The sequence below is a fragment of the Paracidovorax oryzae ATCC 19882 genome, assembly GCF_000687165.1.
Taxonomy (GTDB): domain Bacteria; phylum Pseudomonadota; class Gammaproteobacteria; order Burkholderiales; family Burkholderiaceae_C; genus Paracidovorax; species Paracidovorax oryzae.
Genome location: NZ_KK366049.1, coordinates 303,444 through 320,303 on the forward strand (window position 1 = coordinate 303,444; position 16,860 = coordinate 320,303).

The following is a 16,860-nucleotide window of genomic DNA, read 5'->3' on the forward strand; positions in this document are numbered from 1 at the left end:
GCTGGTCATATAACTTTTCGATACAAAATTACAATTTCAAAAAGCTATCCAATCCATAAACGCTCAACCTATCATCGCGACCGTCTCTAACCCTTGGACGCGGTCCGGCCGTGTCCCTCGTAACCAAGATGACACGCCGCGTCACCATCCAGACGCCCCTGGGAGAACAGCTGCATTTCCGGCAGCTGCGGGGCAGCGAGGAGCTGAGCCAGCTTTTCTCCTTCGACATCGACCTGCTCTCGGAAGGGCGTGACATCGATCCCAAGGCGCTGCTGGGCAAGACGGCGACGGTGGAGATCGAAACCGAAGGCGGCGGCAAGCGCTACCTGGACGGCCTGGTCACGCGCTTCGGCATGCAGGGCCAGGACCACCGCCTCTACTCCTACCACCTGCGCCTGCAGCCGTGGCTCTGGGTGGCCACGCGGCGGCAGGATTTCCGCATCTTCCAGTTCAAGACCGTCCCGCAGATCGTGCAGGAGGTGCTGGGCCGCTACGGCTACCCGATGCAGCTCAAGCTCACGCGTGCCTACCGCGCCTGGGACTACTGCGTGCAGTACGGCGAAAGCGACTTCGACTTCGTCTCGCGCCTCTTGGAGCATGAGGGCGCGTACTACTACTTCCAGCACGCGAGCGGCCAGCACACCCTGGTGATCGCCGACGACATCGTGGCCGGGCACGAGCCCCTGCCGGGCGCGGCCGTGATCCCGTTCTACCCGCCCGAGAAGTCGGCCGTGGCCGACCGCGAGAACATCCACGCCTGGACGCTGGGTGAGGAGATCAAGCCGGGCCGGTACTACAACGACGACTACGACTTCAAGAAGCCCCGGTCGGATCTCTCCAACATGCGCCAGCAGCCCCCAGGGCATGCGCACGATGCGTACGAGATCTACGAATGGCCGGGCGGCTACGTGCAGCACGGCGACGGAGAGCAGTACGCCCGGGTGCGCCTGCAGGAAGGCCTGACGGGCCACAGCACCGTCCGGGGCGAATCCCGCCACCGGAGCCTGGCGACAGGCTACACCTTCACGCTGGAGAACTACCCGCGGGGCGACCAGAACCGGCAATACCTCATCACCGGCGTCACCTACCACCTGCACGAGAACCCGCGCAGTTCCTCGTTCAACAGTGCCAAGCCTGGGGAATCGCTCAAGCACAACGAGGAGCAGGGGTCGTTCCAGAAATTCAGCCTCACGGCCCAGCCCACGAGCCTGCCGTACACACCGGCGAGAAAAACTCCCAAACCCAGAACCACCGGCCCGCAGACGGCCGTGGTCGTAGGGCCCGCAGGCGAAGAAATCTGGACCGACGAATACGGCCGCATCAAGGTGCAGTTCCACTGGGACCGGCTGGGGGCGATGGACGAGAACTCCAGTTGCTGGATGCGGGTGGCGACGAGCTGGGCGGGCTCGGGCTTCGGGGCCATCTCCATCCCACGCATCGGCCACGAAGTGATCGTGGACTTCCTGAACGGAGACCCCGACTACCCCATCGTCACGGGCAGCGTCTACAACGCCGCCAACATGCCGCCGTGGGCCTTGCCGGGCAATGCGACGCAGTCGGGCATCAAGACCAAGTCCAGCAAGGGCGGGGCCTTCGGCGACGGCATGAAGAACGGCGCGGGCGATGCGAACGCGATCCGCTTCGAGGACAAGAAGGGCGCGGAGCAGGTGTGGCTGCATGCGCAGAAGGACCAGCTCATCGAAGTGGAGAACGATGAGGACCACTGGGTGGGCCAGGACCGGCGCAAGACCATCGACCGGGACGAGACGAACACCATCCACCGGGACCGCACGGAGACGGTGGACCGCGACGAGAAGATCACGGTGCACAACAACCGCACGGAGCGGGTGGACCACGACGAGACGATCTCGATCGGCGACAACCGAAAGGAAGACGTCGGCATCGACGAGACGGTGTCCATCGGCAATAACCGCAGCAAGACCATCGGCCGCAACGAGAAGGACAAGATCGGCAACAACTGGTCGATCAAGGTCGGCAGCTTCAAGACCGAAACCATCGGCCTGGCCTACCTGCAGAACGTGGGCCTGGCGAAGATGGTGAACATCGGCGCGGCCTACAACGTGAACGTCGGTGCGGCCATGGTGGTGAATGTGGGGTTGAACCAGTCCACCAACGTGCTCATGAACCGGTCCGTCACCGTGGGGCAGAGCCAGACCACGAAGGTCGGTGCGGACCGCACGGACGAAACCTCCGACAACTACACGGAGAACGTGGGCAAGAACTCGGCCACCACCGTGGGCGAGGTGCGCACCCTGAGCGTGGGCAAGGAGATGTCGGTCAAGGTGGGCGACGCGATCGAGATCCAGTGCGGCAAGGCCGTGCTGCGCATGACCAGCGACGGCACGGTGCAGATCAACGGGCAGACGATTTCCATCGCGGGCAGCTCCAAGGTGACGGTCTCGTCGCCGGACAGCCACGTCAATCCCGCTTGAGGGCGGAAAGAAGAGGAGGGCTTCCATGGCCTACGCACATGCTGCACCCATTCCGGCGGATGCCGCCACCGCGGACCGCCCCGATGCGGGCGCCGCTCCGGTGATGCGCACCGGCCGCGTGACACAGGCCCTGGCCCCGGACCGCTATGCCGTGGAGTGCCCCGGTGCAGGAGTGGACATGGCCGCCAGCGCCTCCGTGGGCGTGCTCCTGCCGGAGCTGGTGCCCGGCGACGAGGTGCTGCTGGCGGTGCGTTCCGGCGGCGAGGCCGTCATCACCGCGGTGCTGGCCCCCTCGCCCGCGGTACCGTGGAACCAGCGGGCCATCCGCCTGCAGTCGCAGGACGCCGTGGTGCTGTCGTGCGGCGAGGCGTCCCTGCGCCTGACGGGGCAGGGCCTCGCACGGCTCGTGGCCCTGAAGATCGAGCACGACGCGCGCGACCTCGTGGACATCGATGCGGCCGAGGTCCGCATCAACTGAGCGCCCGTCAGAGATGCACCTGAAGGCTTTCCAGGAACCGGGCGGCTTCCCTGTCGAACGTGTGCCGCCAGACCATCACCATGTGGCCGTGCTCGGGCTCCAGCACGAGGGTGTCGAACGCGGGGCGGACGGTGCCGCGCTCGCCCCGCACCGCCCAGGACACGGCCGGCTGCAGGTCCGGCACGGCGGTTTCCCCCTCGCCCCGGGCGCACAGGTGCTGCCAGCGGATGCGCGTGCCCGGCCGGACCTGGCCCGGCGCGAACTGCATGCGCGGGTGGGCGCAGTTCCAGGCCGCCGGGTCGAAGGTGGCCGGCATGCGCGCCACGAGGCCCGGCGCCTGCTGCAGTTCCTGCGGGGCATAGCTGCCCCACAGGGCGCGGCGGGGCAGCCACGTGCGTCCGATGCAGCCGAAGCCCGCGGGCGGGTCATTGCCGGAGGGCAGGCGCACGGGTGCATCGGCCCACTCGATCTGGTGCAGCGGCGCGCCGTCGCGCGGCACCCCGGCGCTGAAACCGGTGCCCGGCGGATTGCCGGCATGGAAGGCCATAGGGTCTTCCGCGTCCTGCCCGCCGAAGGCGAGGCCGTACACCAGCGGCACGCGCAGCGCCGGCTCGCAGGCCTCCGCCACGGGGAACAGCCCCATGCGCCGGCGCCACACCCGCCGGCCGTGGACGCGCACCGTGCGGGTTTCCGCGCCGATGGACAAGCCCGCGTCGAACCGTTCCGCCGGCCGGCCCCCGGGCGCATGGGCGAAGCCGTTGAACACCACGTCCACCCGGGGCTTGAACGGGGCCAGGTCGGCCTCGTGCCGCACGGTGCCCTGCAGCCCGTCCTCTTCGAAAAACGCGTCGCCGCGGTAGATCGGCAGCGCGCTGCCCTGGGCGACGGGCCTGCCCGCGAAATCCAGCGTGGCCTTGATGACCAGCGTCCGGCACGCACTGCCGTCCGGCCGGTGGCCCGGCAGCAGCTCCGCGGCGAGGGGCGTCAGGTTGTCCAGCATCGGGTGGGGTCCTCCTGCCCGGCATTGTCTTTGATCCCACGCGCGCCGCGGCCTGCGGCGCCCCCTTGCGCATGAACGTCATCGAACTGCCCGTGCCCCGGGCCACCGACCTGCCGGTGTGGACCGATCCGCCCGCGCGCATGGCGCGGTCGCTGGTCACCCAGTACTGGCGCCGCAGCCACCTGCTGCCGCGTTCCGCCGCCCGGCCGCCGGCCATCGCCGTGTTCGACGACGCCATCGTGCAGGCGCTGGCCGGGCTGAAGCAGCACCTGGCGCACGCCCCCGAGGTGCTGCCCGCCTGCCGGGAGGCCATCGCCGCCGCGGGCGACGAAACCCTGCACGAGCCGTCGCGCATCTTCGCGCTCGCCTGCCTGGAGGTGCTGCAACTGCAGCTCGGCCGCGCGGGCGCCGAACTGGCGCACCTGGGCGGCGAATATTTGCAGGCCCAGCCGGGCGCGGTCTGCAATGCCCTGCGCTTCGCCTTCGATGGCGCGGTGGGCGCCTACCTCGCTCCCCGGGTGGCGCTGCTGGCCGGGCAGCAGGGGGCGGAGCGCACCCCGCTCGGCCGCCTGCTGCTGCGGCTGGCGATTGCCCGGCCCGCGGTGTCGGATGCCTTCGCGGAAGCGGTCGCGTCCTGGGCCGCGTCCCTGCCCGGCGGCATGGCCGTGCTCTGCGCGTGGCGCTGCACCGGCCGTGGCGACGAGGCCCGGGCCCTGGCCGCCGTGGAGCAGGGCGACGACGCCGAGGCCGCGCTGGCGGCACTGGCGCTCATGGGCAGCGCGCACGAGACTCCGGCCGCGCGCGCCGTGCTGGCGCGCAACCCCCGGTCGCCCGCGGCGCTGGCGCTGCTGGCTGCGCGCGAGGGCTACGAACTCGCTGTCGCCCTGCGGGAGGGGCGCCATCCGGAGATGCCTTGGGCCTTCCAGTGCCAGGCCGCGTCCCTGGTCGGCGACGTGCCGCTGCTGCGCCACCTCGCCGCCCATGCGCCGTGGGACGAGGAGGAGGCCTGCCGCACCCTGGCCGATGCCGTGGCGCTGCTCACGGGCACGCCGGCCGACGGGCTCTTCGACCTCGCCCTGCCCGCGCCGGAGCGGGCTTCCGCCGCCGATGCGGCGCTGGCCGCGCTGCCCCTGGACGGGCCGGCGCTGCGCCTGGGCCGCGCCCGCAGCCAGGTCGTGCTGGAGGATTCCACCGCCCTGGTCGGCGCGCCCCTGCGCCACCTGCTCCATCTCGAACACGCATCGCGCCTGGCCGGCGCGCTCTGGATCGAAGCCGACGACCTGATGCCCGTGCAGGGACTGGCCGCGGCCACGGCCTCGGTCCTGGAAAGGGCGGCCTTCGGCGCCGCGCAGCCCCAGCCATGACGCCTCTTTCCATCGCCGCCACCGGCGCCTGCACCCCCGTCGGCACCCGCGCCTGGCAGACCGCCTCCAGCCTTGCCGCGGGCCTGTCCGCCTTCACCCGGCAGGCCATCGCCGGCCAGGCCGACCATCGCGCCACGGTTTCGCGCGTTCCCGGCATCGACCCGGCCTGCACCGGCACGGAGCGCCTCGTGCGCCTGGCTGCCCCGGCGCTGCACGAGGCCCTGCGCTCCGGGCCGGCGCCCGCCACGGGCTGGCCCCTGCAGCGGCCGATCCCGCTGTTCGTGGCCCTGCCCGAGCCCTGGGCGGAGCGGCCCGGCGGCATCGACGCCGACCGCTTCGCGCTGGAACTGCCGCGCGCGCTGGACCTGGCCCCCGAATTCCTGCCCCTGACCCTGTATGCGGGCGGCGCGGTGGGCGGCGCCGATGCGCTGTCCGGTGCCTACCGCTTCATGCAGGCGCACCCCGACGTGCCCGAAGTGCTCGTGGGCGGCGTGGACAGCCTCGCCGACGCGGCCGTGGTGGAGCTGCTCTACCAGCGCCGCTGGGTGCAGGTGGCCGGCCATTGCGAAGGCTTCGTCGCCTCCGAGGCCGCCGCCTTCGTGCGCCTTTGCCGCATGCCCGCGGCCGGCGAATTCGCCACCGTCTATCCGCCGGCCTTCGGCGAGGAAGCCGCCCCGCGCGTGGGCGAGGCATCGCTGCTGGACGGCCGCGCCCTGATCCAGGCCGCCCGCGCCGCGCTGCAGACCGCGCACATGCCCGCCGATGCGCTGCATTCCTACTGGTCGGACATGGACGGCTCCCCCTGGCGCGGGGCCGAACGGGCCAGCCTGTCGGCCGCCTTCGCCGCGGACGGCGGGCTCGCCCCGGCGCGCGATCCAGCCGCCTTCCTGGGCGAGGTCGGCGCCGCGTGGGTACCTCTCATGCTCTCGCTTTTCCATGAAATGCGCCAGGTGCTGTCCCACCCCGTCATGCCCGCGCGCCTCGCGGGCCACGCGGGCCTGCAGACCGTCACCGGCCTGTCCACGCGCACCGCCGCCTGGGTCGCCACCTGGGACCATGCGCAGCCCGCGCGCCCGGCGGCGGGCGCCGGCCGCGGTGCCCTTCCGATTCCTTCCTGAGCAGAGCCATGGCCACGTTCGTCAACGACCGCAGAGCGATCCACGAAGGCCGCAGCCCGGCGATGATCCCGGGCCCGGTGAACCCCGTGTTCCCCAAGCCCAACGGGCCGCCCGTGCCCATCCTGAACATGGCGCACGGGCCGGGCCTCAAGAACGGCACCGCCACCCTCAAGATCGACGGGCAGCCCGTCGCCATTGCCGGCAGCCGCTTCGAATCCATCCCCGCCACGCCCGACCGCCTGGGCGGCATCGCGGGCGTCAGGTCCACCGTGGTGGGCGGCGCCGCCGAGCCCACCAGCTACAGCAGCGACACCAAGTTCGAGAGCCGCGGCAGCGTGCGCTCGTTCGATACCACCAAGAGCAATTCGCTGGTGATCGACCCGGGCTGGCGTGGGCGCCTCGCGATGGCGCTGCTGCCGGAGCCCTACGACAAGCTGGCCCTGAAGGTCATCGAAAAACTCCCTGGCGCTTTCGAGGCAGAGTTCGCCGCCCTGGGCGAGAGCCTGACCGATCCCAGTGCGCTCATCGGCCCGGCCCTCAAGGTCATCGGCAAGCTCATCCCGGGGCTGAATGTGCTGATGAACGGTGCCGCGATGGCCCAGGCGGCCGGCCAGATCGACGCGTTGGCGCAGAAGGTGCAGGAACTGCTGACTCCGCCGATGACCGACGCCAAGCTCGACGAGATCGCGCAGATCATCGCCGACGAGGTGGCGATGATCACGACGCAATTCGTGGTCGGCAAGATCGCCAAGCGCGCTCGCTCGCGTCCCGGCCCGGTGGCCACCGGGCATGACAACCGCACCAATCCCAATACCACCGCCAGCATCATGGACGATGCCCGCAAGGGGTTCGCGCCGAATGCCGGATGCGAACTGGGCACGTGCCACCCGGTCATCTTCGCCACGGGCGCCAAGATCCTCTCCGAGACCGACTTCGAGCTGCCCGGCCCGTTGCCGCTCGCCTGGCGCCGCTTTTACCGCTCCAGCGACCGGCGCCCGGGCTGGCTCGGCTGGGGCTGGAGCACGCCGCTCTCCATCGAGTTGGCGCTGGCCTACGACGCCGTGCACTACTACGACGCGCGCGGCCGCCTCGTGCGGCTGCCCGTGCTGCCGCGCGGTGCCAGCCACTTCGATGCGCGCGAGAAGATCACCGTGCGGCACCACGAGGGCGGCGGCTGGAGCATCGAGGCCACCGACGGCCTGCGCCATGAATTCGCGGCCCCCGTGCCCGGCCAGTGGCGCCTGCCGCTGGCGCGCATGGCCGACCGCAACGGCAACGCCGTCACGCTGCACTATCCCGCGTACGACGCCACCGGCGCCGACGGCATCGCTCCGCGGCCCCTGGGCCTGACGGACAGCGCGGGCCGGCAACTGCGCTTCGAATGGAGCGCAGAGGAAGGCGCGCCGGACCGGCTGCTGCAGGCCATCCACCTCGAGCCGCGCGTGCTGGACGGCGTGCAGCACGCGGGCGGCGTGCTCGCGCGATACGCCTACGGCACCGAGGGCAACGAGGCTGGCGACCTGCGTGCCAACCTGGTCGAGGCCGCCGATGCCCTGGGCGGCACCGCGCGCTACCGCTACCGCCATCACCTGATGGTGGCCTATGCCACCCGCAACGGCTTCACGCACCACCAGCAATGGAGCCGCCACGACGCGGGCGGCCGCGTCGTGCGCACCTGGACGGACACGCCGGGCCTGCTGGACACGCGCTTCGACTACGACCTGGGCCGGCGCACCACCCACGTGACTGACGCGCTGGGCCGGCGCAGCAGCTACGAATACAACGCGGCGCACGAAGTCGTCGCCATCACCGAACCCGGCCCCGACGGCCGCCCCGTGCGCACCGAGACGCGCCTGGACGCTGCCGGCAACCCCGAGGAAGCCCGCGACGCGCTGGGCCGGGCCACGCGCTGGCGCTTCGATGCGCGCGGCAACCTGCTGGCCGTGACCGACGCGGCCGGCGCCACCACGCGCCTCGCCTACGGCCACCTCGACCTGCCGGTGGAGATCACCGATGCGCTGGGCCACGTCTGGCGCCAGCAATACGACGAGCGCGGCAACCTCGCCGAGCGCGTCGATCCGCTGGGCCATGCCACGCGCTGGCGCTACGACGCGCGCGGCCTGCCCGTGGCCATCGAGGACGCGCACGGCAAGACCCGCCGCCTGCTGTGGGACGACGCCGGCCAGCTCGTCGCCTACACCGACTGCTCCGGCCAGACCACGCGCTACACCTGGGACACGCTGGGCAACCTGCTCACGGCCACCGACGCCCTGGGCCAGACCACCCGGTACCGCCACGACGCCCTGGGCCGCCTGCGCCACGTGGTGGGGCCCGACGGCTCGGAGCACCGCTACGACTACGACGCGCAGGGCAACCTCACCGGCTACACCGACCCGCAAGGCGCCGCCACGCGCTACGCCTACAACGGGATCGACCAGCCCGTGCAGCGCCAGGACCCGCTCGGCGGCACGCTGCGCTACCAGCACGACGCCGTGGGCCGCCTCGTGGCGCTGCAGAACGAGAACGGGGACATCACCCGCTTCACCTACGACGCGGCGGACAACCTCATCGAGGAAGTCGGCTTCGACGGCCGCATCCAGCGCTACCGCTACAACGCCGCGGGCGAACTGGCCGAACTGCATGAGCGCGACGCGCGGCTGCCGCCGGACACGCCGTACGACCCCGACCCCGCAGCGCCGTTACCGAAGCGCACCGTGTTCCGCCGCGACGCGGTGGGCCGCCTCGTCGCCAAGGCGCACCTCGGGCCGGAAGGCACGGAGGAGGGAGCCGGCAGCCGCGATGCCACCACCTTCGCCTACGACCTGCTGGGCCGCATGCTGCAGGCCGGCAACGCCGATGCCCGGGTGCACTTCGCCTACGACCCGCTTTCGCGCCTCGTCGAGGAGGTGCAGGAGCACCTGGCGCCGGAAGGGACGGGCACCCTCGGCCGCTACGCCTGGCGCCATGCCTACGACGCGCTGGGCAACCGCACGGACAGCCGCATGCCCGGCGGCCGGCACGTGCAATGGCTCTACTACGGCTCGGGCCACCTGCACCAGATCCGGGTGGACGGGCATGTGCTCTCGGACATCGAGCGCGACGCGCTGCACCAGGAAATCGAGCGCACCCAGGGCGCCCTGGAAAGCCGCTACGGCTGGGACCCGATGGGCCGGCTGGTGGCGCACAAGGTGGGCCGGCGGCAGGCGCTGCAGGGCCAGCCGGGCATGCCGTCGCCACAGGCCCTGCGGGACCGCGACCAGGGCCTGCCTGCGATGCCGAATTTGCCTTCGGGCGACCGTATTGCGCGGCAGTACCGCTACGACCCCACGGGCAACCTCATCGCCACGCGGGACGGCCTGCGGGGCGACAGCCACTACCGCTACGACCCGCTGGGCCGCATCCTGGCGGCGCAGCGCGGCGGCGACCACAAGCAGCAAGCCACCGAGCGTGAAACCTTCGCGTTCGATCCGGCCGGCAACCTGCTCAACCCCAACCGGGGCGCGGGGCCGCAGGCGAGCGGCGGCGTGGGCCAGCGGGACGTGGTGCCGCACAACCGCCTGGCGGTGTACCAGGACCTGCGCTTCGCCTACGACCTGCACGGCAACGTCACTGAGCGGCGCATCGGCTGGCACACGGTGCAGCACTACCGCTACAGCCCGGAGCACCAGATCGTCGAAGCGCGCGTCGTGCGCTACCGCGACCGCCCCGCCGAAGCGAAAGGGCACGCGGAGCCTGCGGCCACGGAGCAGGCCACCCACTACCGCTACGACGCACTGGGCCGGCGCATCGAGAAGCGGGATGCGTTCGGGCGCACAGCCTTCCTCTACGACGGGGACCTGCTGGCGGGCGAGCTGCGCGGCAGCAGGCTGTCGGAATACCTCTACGAGCCGGACAGCTTCGTGCCGCTGGCGAAGCTGGAGTCAGAGTGGAAGGGCGGCACCGTAGACAAAGAAAGAGAAAGGGAGGAGGACAAGGAGTCGGCACGACCCAAGGACTTCGCTGCCTACTACTACCAATGCGACCAGATCGGCGCGCCGCAGGAGCTGACGGACGAGCAGGGCCGCATCGTGTGGGCGGCGAGCTACCGGGTGTGGGGGCAGACGCAGGCGCTGCAGGTGATGCGCACGGGTACGGACGACGCGGCGGTGTTCACCCAGGCGGAGCGGCCGTTGGCGCTGGCGGCGAATGGGGACGTGCAGGCGCTGAGCTTCGTGGAGCAGCCGCTGCGGTTCCAGGGGCAGTATTTCGATGGAGAGACGGGGCTGCACTACAACCGTTTTCGGTACTACGATCCGGTGACCGGGCGGTTTGTGCATCAGGATCCGATTGGGTTATTAGGGGGGACTAATCTTTTCATTTATGCTGTTTCGCCGACGAATTGGGCGGATTTATTAGGTCTCACAGCCGACAAATTAGGACGTAATCTCCGCAGGGCAGGTCGGCCCTTGCAGCAGGGGCAAACACCACACCATATTGTTCAGGAGAACTGCAAGAAGAATCGTCACGTTCAAAATTCAAGAGATATTTTGGGAAGAAATAATATAGGCATTGATGACGCTTCCAACGGTGCTCGCTTGTGGGGAACTAATCCTGCTCAAACTGCCACCGCGAATCATCCAGGCTCTGCTGCTGCTAGAGCTGCCGGAAATTATCACGCAGGCCCCCATGTTCACAGTGATATGAATGATAAGCTTATTTATCAAATATTGAAGGGCGTAGAAAAAAGAGGAGGTAATGTGGAAGCCGCTCTTCAAGACATAGGGCGCCGCTTGGAAAGCGGTAGTTGGAAGTATACATTCTCGTGTTGTTGTAAATGATGAAAAATGATCTGCTATTAGATATTCCGGAATTCCAAAGAATGCTTGCAGACTGCGAAATGGCATTCAAGGCCAAAGTCGCCGAGCTTTCTAGTAATAAGTTCGTGGAAACGGTTTTACTGAAGCCGACGGAGTGGAGATATTCTCGAGGTGATTTTTTCTATCCATTGCCCTATCGGGATGAAATGGCGGGATATCAGCCCGCTAAACTGCTCAAGAAGAGCTATGAAAGCACGGATGAGGCGAGCGAGAAAGGAATTTATTCTTCGGGCTTTGTTGGTGATAATCATGTTGTAACTAGGCATCCCCTAGAGCTAAAAAACGTCATCGATATATGTTTCTTTGAGCGGTGCAAACAAGAAATAAGTTGTTTTAGCATGCGTGGTTTTAGAGGTGATTCTGGGAGAAAGGACGTTGTTAACAGCGTTGAGAAAATAATAAATAAGGAAGATAAAATCATGAGCGCTCTATATGCTAGTGATGGGAATTTCTCCTTGAATTTACTTTTGAGAAATACGAATGGTGAACTTAGTGAAGAATATGTTTATGCAAAAGGTTGGAATAAAAATGATGTTTACAGATATATCCATCATGAGGGGAAATTGACAGAAGTGAGGGGTGTTGGGAAAACTGGTGATTTTGATGTTCTGATCTGGCAGCGTAAATTATGAGAAGTACCGCCACGACTACACTTGCGACCGTCTGTGAGGAAGCGCTGTTAACGCCACGGCCGCTGGAGCAGCGCGGTGAGAAGCGGGACGGCGCCGTCGGGATAGCTTTGGTGATTCAGCGTTCACACCATAGGTCAGTAATAATGAGCGTGAAGAAGAATTGCGGAAAAGTCTAGAGGATTTTCATTCGAAGGAGAACTACGGTGCATGAATCTGCCATTGCAGTTTTAGAGGGTTTTTTAGGATTGGAGATTCCGGACGCCTACAGGATTTTTCTTTTAAATGGTAACGGCGCATGGAGTGGAGGAAAGGATTTTGATATTTCTGAGCAAGGAGCTACTTCGCTGAAGTATTTCTTTCCGCTTGTGTCGGAAAATGTTGTCGAGAGTCTTCCGTACAAAATAAAATTGTACAAAGGAAGAATTCCGGAGGAAATGTTGCCTATTGGTTCTGATGATGGAGGGAACTTGTTGCTTATTTCTTTGAAAGGCAAGGATCGCGGCGCTGTTTTTTTCTGGGATCATGAAATGGAGGCGGAGGATGAAAGTGAACAGCCTTATTATGATAATATCAAAATCCTCTCGAAAAATTTCGATGGATTTTTAAAATTCCTAAAAGATTAGTATCTGGATTTCCAGGTATTCGGTACGGTAGCGTGGGGAGAAGTCGATAAAGAAGCCCGGTCTAAAGCAGGCGTGGGGCCTAAAGATTACGGAAAAGAATGAGAGCAAAAAGCTGTTGCTGGAAATGCTAATTGGATCAGGGAGCAGGATCTAAAAGGAGTAGATTTTATAGATATAGGCACGGATAAGGCGGCAAATAGAAGTCCTTTCTATGCTGCAGAGAAAAATGCATTGTCGAGGGTTAATGCAAGAGTTTTCAAGGTAGCAAGTGTGCTATAGCTAAAGCTCGCGCTTCTTCTAAAGCGAGTGCGCGCCCAAAGTCTCGCGGGAGGCATTGATTTGTTCATGTTTTTTCATATCCCAGTCTCCAAAGTCAAGATTGATGAGGTTCGTGATTTTTATAAAAATATATTGGGCTTTGATTCAGATTTTGAGAGCGCTCTTGTAAACGGAGAATATCCCAGGGTGGGGTTGTATTTTTATCCTGAAAAAAAGGCAAAAAAGAAGCGATAGCACCGTTCTAAGCTTTATTGTGTCAAAAAACCTTCCTTCTATCGCAAGGCGGATAAAAAATTATGGGGTCGATGTGGAAATTGTCACGGATATGTTGCGCCTGAACTATGCGGCAAGATTTGCGGATCCGGCTGATAATGCTATTCAGATATCATGCGACAACATTGTTGATGACAACGGCGAGTCTTTTGACGTGTCGATGATTGATTAAAAAAATTTCCTGAAGACATGTAGGGACTGCTGGGCAGCATGCGGTAGGCCGGCAACGCCGATGCGCGCGTGCGCGAGGCCTCGGCGGAGAGACCGAAGTTCAGGGCGCTGCGAAGAATGTGCATGTTCCTCTTAAAATGCCATGATTAATTTCTGGATTGGTCCCCTTAGTAAGAAGGAAATCTCATTCGGCTTTGATTATTCCGATGCTGAGGATTTGCTTGAGATAATTAAAAAAGTAAAAAAAGAAAGCGGCGGGGCAGTGATTGAGGTCGCCAAAATTGTGAATGGATCAACGCTTGTTGAAAATTTGGGAATTCATTCAGTACCCGATGAGAAGGATGAGCGTGCTTGCGTCGCTAAAAGCGCAATCTCCATTTTCTTGACAGAGGATTCTTTGGATTATGCAATATTTAAGATTGAAAAATTCATTGCAGAGGGCGACTTTTCACCTGCCGAATTTGGTTCTTTCAAATCTGGCAAGGGATTTGATTTTCAGATATATTTCATTAAAAAAATGAGCATGGGATTTTCCTAATGACTTGCCGAAGGTTTCGATTTCGGCCGAGACTACGGAGCAGGTTAACCAATGCTGCGGAGCGTTTGGCCAGTGCATGAGAAGCGGGACGGGTTTGGGCGCGCAGACGTCTTCTACGACGGAGATCTGGTGGCGGGCGGGCTGCGTGGCTGCAGGCTGTCGGAATACCTCTGCGAGCCGGACAGTTTCGTGCCGCTGGCGAAGCCGGAGTCGGAATGGAGGGGCGAGGCCGCAGAGCAAAGAGGCACGACCAATAATTTGGAATATGCCATGATGAGGAATAACAAAGAATTATCAAAAATAGTTGAAAAAGTCAGCCAGAAATATTCAGTAGAATCAGACTATAGTAAATTAATATGCTTCATGGTTGATTGCTTGGAATTGATTCCAGCCAACAACTCGGAAGCAGATCGCTTTGGAATGCGAACTGCAAAGAATTTCTGCCAAGGCAAAGCAACGGATGATGAGCTAAAAGAGGCAAGAATAGCCTGCTGGAAATACATTGACCAAAACGGCGGGATCCAGGATATTGCCAACGCAAAAACACGCAGCACAAGAGCAATATTGTGCGCCTTATACAAAGACCCGCCTTCCGAAGAAATATCAGAAATATTGAGTTGGTTTGTAAAAGTGCTTCTGCTCAGTGAAAATAATTGTGAATACCTGCGCGAGAAAATTGCCATGCACTTTCCGAAAGCTTTTTCTCTGCCATGAAAATCGCTTGTATCTCAATGGACGTACTCTGACGTGCTCCCCGACAGCCGTACCACCTGAATGGAAGTGAGGTTACGTCAACTTGGAGAATGACGGACATGAGGAAGAGTCGATTCACGGCAGCAGCAGATCATCGGTTTCCTGAAGCAGGCCGAAGCGGGCCTGGCGGTCGAGGAGGTCTGCCGGCAGGGCGGTTTCAGCGAGCCCACCTTCTACAAGTGGCGATCCAGGTGCGGCGGCATGGATGCCGAGGAAGCCCGGCGCCTGAAGGAGTTGGAGGTCGAGAACGCCCGGCTCAAGAAGCTGCTGGCCGAGGCCCACCTGGATCTCGAAGTCCTCAAGATCGGCTTCGGGGGTAAAGCGCTAGCCCCGCAGGACAAGCGCAAGGCCATTGCCCGGATGCTGGAGCATGCCAGGCTCTCCGAGCGCAGGGCCTGCCGTCTTGCGGGGCTCTCCCGCGATGCCTGGCGCCACCCGTCGCAGCCCGGCGCCTGCACGGTGCGGCTGCGCGAGCGCATCCACGCCGTGGCCATGCAGCGGCGGCGCTTCGGGAAAAGCCGTGTGCATGACATGCTGCGCAGCGAGTTTCCAGGCACCAATCACAAGAAGGTGTATCGCCTCTACCGCGAGCAGGGCTTGGCGGTACGCAAGCGCAACAAGGCCAGGAAGTACCGCGGCGAGCGGACACCGCTCGTTGCCGCCATGCGTGCCAACCAGACCTGGAGCCTGGACTTCGTCAGCGACGCACTGGCCAATGGCCGGCGAATCAAATGCCTGACCATCACCGATGACTTCACCCGCGAGTGCATCGACATCGCGGCGGATCTGTCGATGCCCGGGGCCTATGTCGCCCGGGTGCTGGAGCGCACGGTATGTTTCAGAGGGTACTCGCAGGCCATCCGGACCGACAACGGCCCGGAATTCACCTGCGGGCCTTCATGGCCTGGCTGCAGGCGCGAGGTATCGAGCACATCCTGATCCAGCCGGGAAAGCCCACCCAGACCGCCTATATCGAAAGCTTCAACGGCCGGTTCAGGGACGAATGCCTCAATGAGAACTGGTTCGAGACCCTGGCCCAGGCCAGATAGGTCATCGCCCTTTGGCGCCAGGACTACAACGAAGTGCGACCCCACGGGAGCATTGGCCGGATACCACCTGCCGCATTTGCAGCCAAGCACCGCGAACCATCCACCATCGATGCAAAATCAGTTAACCTGCAAAACCCTGGACCTCTCTCCTAATGATTGGTATGGCTACAGGGGGGCGGGTCAATCCTGTTAGACCGAAGGTAAACAGTAAGGTTGGATGATGTCAAAGAAAGAAATCGGTAAGCTCTTGGGTTTATGCGCTCCTGCGTCTGGTTCCGCGCTGAAAGCTGATGTTCAAGTATTTCGCAATTGTGCAGGTTCTATGGGTGAAGAACTGCACTACATGTTGTCGAAAATGAACGGTGGTTATGGATTTGAAGGCGCTCTACATTTTTTCAGTGCAGATGAGGCTTGCAAGGATCTTTCCATCGAGCGTTGGAACTCCAGTGATCTGTGGCGGAGTGATTACAAGGAGTTGGATCCGTTAGGGTATTTTTTTGCCGAAGATGTTTTTGGGAATCAATTTTTTATAAAGGATGAAAAAATTTCCACCTTCGACCCTGAGACAGGGGAGACGGAAGAGATTGCAGATTCATTGAACGATTGGGCGTCAGAGATTATGGGCGACTATGATTTTTATACCGGTCATTCTTTGGCGCATGAATGGCAAGAAGTTCATGGACCAATTCCTCAGGGAAGTAGGTTGCTGCCGAAAATTCCTTTTGTCACAGGCGGTAAGTATGAGGTGGAAAATATTTATGCATTGAAATCTGTTAAGGCTATGAAGTACAGGGCTTCTATTGCGTTACAAATCAAAGATATGCCGGATGACTCAAAAATTAATATAAAAATAGACTAGTTAGATTTAATGGTTTAGAGCGTGTTATGAACTTCCCGCCGCAGCCAGCACCCGTGCGGCGGCAGGCAACATGAGCACGGCAAAGACCAGGAAATGCAGCCCGCCGAGCACTTCGGGTAGGCGCTCGTACTCCCGCGTGAGTCTGCGGAATCTCGCCAGCCAGCCGAAGCTGCGCTCCACCACCCAGCGCCGGGGTAGCAGCACGAAGCCCTTTTTCGCTTCGGGCAGCTTCACGATCTGCAGATCGATGCCGTTGTCCCTTGCAGCCTCTGCTGCCACCTCGCCCGTATAGCCCTGGTCCGCCCAGCCCAGCTTCACCGAGTGGCCCGTGGCCTGCTGTACGTCTTCGCACAGACGCTGCACCTGTGCGCTTTCCTGCTCATTGGCCGGCGTGACATGCACCACCAGCAGGTG

The 16,860-nt window shown here is 63.1% G+C and carries 12 protein-coding genes and 1 pseudogene; 11 read left to right on the forward strand and 2 right to left on the reverse strand.

What is annotated here, in order from left to right:
* Nucleotides 1-128 precede the first annotated feature (128 nt).
* Together T336_RS0123775 and T336_RS0123780 are read left to right on the forward strand one after the other, a co-directional pair.
* Nucleotides 129-2,453, forward strand: a complete 2,325-nt coding sequence (locus T336_RS0123775) for a type VI secretion system Vgr family protein (protein ID WP_035227159.1) — start codon at nt 129-131, stop codon at nt 2,451-2,453.
* Between the two features lie 25 nt (nt 2,454-2,478).
* Nucleotides 2,479-2,931 (forward strand): hypothetical protein, encoded by a 453-nt coding sequence (locus tag T336_RS0123780; RefSeq protein ID WP_026434384.1) that lies wholly within the window; start codon nt 2,479-2,481, stop codon nt 2,929-2,931.
* 7 nt (nt 2,932-2,938) lie between these two features.
* Here T336_RS0123780 and T336_RS0123785 read toward each other — a convergent pair whose 3' ends face one another.
* On the reverse strand, nt 2,939-3,931 hold the full coding sequence (locus T336_RS0123785; RefSeq protein WP_026434385.1) for a DUF2169 family type VI secretion system accessory protein: 993 nt from the start codon (nt 3,929-3,931) through the stop codon (nt 2,939-2,941).
* A 71-nt stretch (nt 3,932-4,002) separates the two neighbouring features.
* Between T336_RS0123785 and T336_RS0123790 the strand changes: the two genes are divergently transcribed.
* The 9 genes and pseudogenes from T336_RS0123790 (at nt 4,003) to T336_RS27015 (ending at nt 16,446) form a co-directional block, all read left to right on the forward strand.
* The gene (locus T336_RS0123790) at nt 4,003-5,295 is read left to right on the forward strand and encodes a hypothetical protein (protein WP_026434386.1); all 1,293 of its coding nucleotides are present in this window, start codon (nt 4,003-4,005) and stop codon (nt 5,293-5,295) included.
* Nucleotides 5,292-6,413 carry a 3-oxoacyl-ACP synthase gene (locus T336_RS0123795; RefSeq protein ID WP_026434387.1) on the forward strand — a complete coding sequence of 374 codons (1,122 nt, stop codon included), beginning with the start codon at nt 5,292-5,294 and terminating at the stop codon, nt 6,411-6,413. The genes T336_RS0123790 and T336_RS0123795 overlap by 4 nt, the downstream gene beginning before the upstream one ends.
* Before the next feature lie 8 nt (nt 6,414-6,421).
* Nucleotides 6,422-11,230 (forward strand): DUF6531 domain-containing protein, encoded by a 4,809-nt coding sequence (locus T336_RS25665; RefSeq protein ID WP_167333670.1) that lies wholly within the window; start codon nt 6,422-6,424, stop codon nt 11,228-11,230.
* Entirely contained in the window at nt 11,230-11,901 is a 672-nt protein-coding gene (locus tag T336_RS27000; RefSeq protein ID WP_156957953.1) for a hypothetical protein, read from the forward strand. Before T336_RS25665 ends, T336_RS27000 begins: the two co-directional genes overlap by 1 nt.
* A 203-nt stretch (nt 11,902-12,104) precedes the next feature.
* Nucleotides 12,105-12,524, forward strand: coding sequence for an SMI1/KNR4 family protein (locus T336_RS26420; protein ID WP_167333671.1), 420 nt, complete (start codon nt 12,105-12,107; stop codon nt 12,522-12,524).
* An 865-nt stretch (nt 12,525-13,389) separates the two neighbouring features.
* The gene (locus T336_RS27005; RefSeq protein ID WP_156957954.1) at nt 13,390-13,785 is read left to right on the forward strand and encodes a hypothetical protein; all 396 of its coding nucleotides are present in this window, start codon (nt 13,390-13,392) and stop codon (nt 13,783-13,785) included.
* Nucleotides 13,786-13,836: 51 nt separating this feature from the next.
* Entirely contained in the window at nt 13,837-14,499 is a 663-nt protein-coding gene (locus tag T336_RS27010; protein ID WP_156957955.1) for a hypothetical protein, read from the forward strand.
* Nucleotides 14,500-14,597: 98 nt separating this feature from the next.
* Nucleotides 14,598-15,740: pseudogene (locus T336_RS25670) on the forward strand (IS3 family transposase).
* Between the two features lie 67 nt (nt 15,741-15,807).
* Entirely contained in the window at nt 15,808-16,446 is a 639-nt protein-coding gene (locus T336_RS27015) for an SMI1/KNR4 family protein (RefSeq protein ID WP_156957956.1), read from the forward strand.
* A 24-nt stretch (nt 16,447-16,470) separates the two neighbouring features.
* Here T336_RS27015 and T336_RS0123810 read toward each other — a convergent pair.
* Nucleotides 16,471-16,860, reverse strand: a 390-nt coding sequence (locus T336_RS0123810) for an IS5 family transposase (protein WP_026434388.1), incomplete at its 5' end; no start/stop codon positions are given.

Excerpts from the sequence above, each read along its gene's own strand:
- T336_RS0123775 (WP_035227159.1), top strand. The coding sequence starts at position 129 with ATGACACGCCGCGTCACCATCCAGACGCCCCTGGGAGAACAGCTGCAT.
- T336_RS0123780 (WP_026434384.1), top strand. The coding sequence starts at position 2,479 with ATGGCCTACGCACATGCTGCACCCATTCCGGCGGATGCCGCCACCGCG.
- T336_RS0123785 (WP_026434385.1), bottom strand. The coding sequence starts at position 3,931 with ATGCTGGACAACCTGACGCCCCTCGCCGCGGAGCTGCTGCCGGGCCAC.
- T336_RS0123790 (WP_026434386.1), top strand. The coding sequence starts at position 4,003 with ATGAACGTCATCGAACTGCCCGTGCCCCGGGCCACCGACCTGCCGGTG.
- T336_RS0123795 (WP_026434387.1), top strand. The coding sequence starts at position 5,292 with ATGACGCCTCTTTCCATCGCCGCCACCGGCGCCTGCACCCCCGTCGGC.
- T336_RS25665 (WP_167333670.1), top strand. The coding sequence starts at position 6,422 with ATGGCCACGTTCGTCAACGACCGCAGAGCGATCCACGAAGGCCGCAGC.
- T336_RS27000 (WP_156957953.1), top strand. The coding sequence starts at position 11,230 with ATGAAAAATGATCTGCTATTAGATATTCCGGAATTCCAAAGAATGCTT.
- T336_RS27005 (WP_156957954.1), top strand. The coding sequence starts at position 13,390 with ATGATTAATTTCTGGATTGGTCCCCTTAGTAAGAAGGAAATCTCATTC.
- T336_RS27010 (WP_156957955.1), top strand. The coding sequence starts at position 13,837 with ATGCTGCGGAGCGTTTGGCCAGTGCATGAGAAGCGGGACGGGTTTGGG.
- T336_RS27015 (WP_156957956.1), top strand. The coding sequence starts at position 15,808 with ATGTCAAAGAAAGAAATCGGTAAGCTCTTGGGTTTATGCGCTCCTGCG.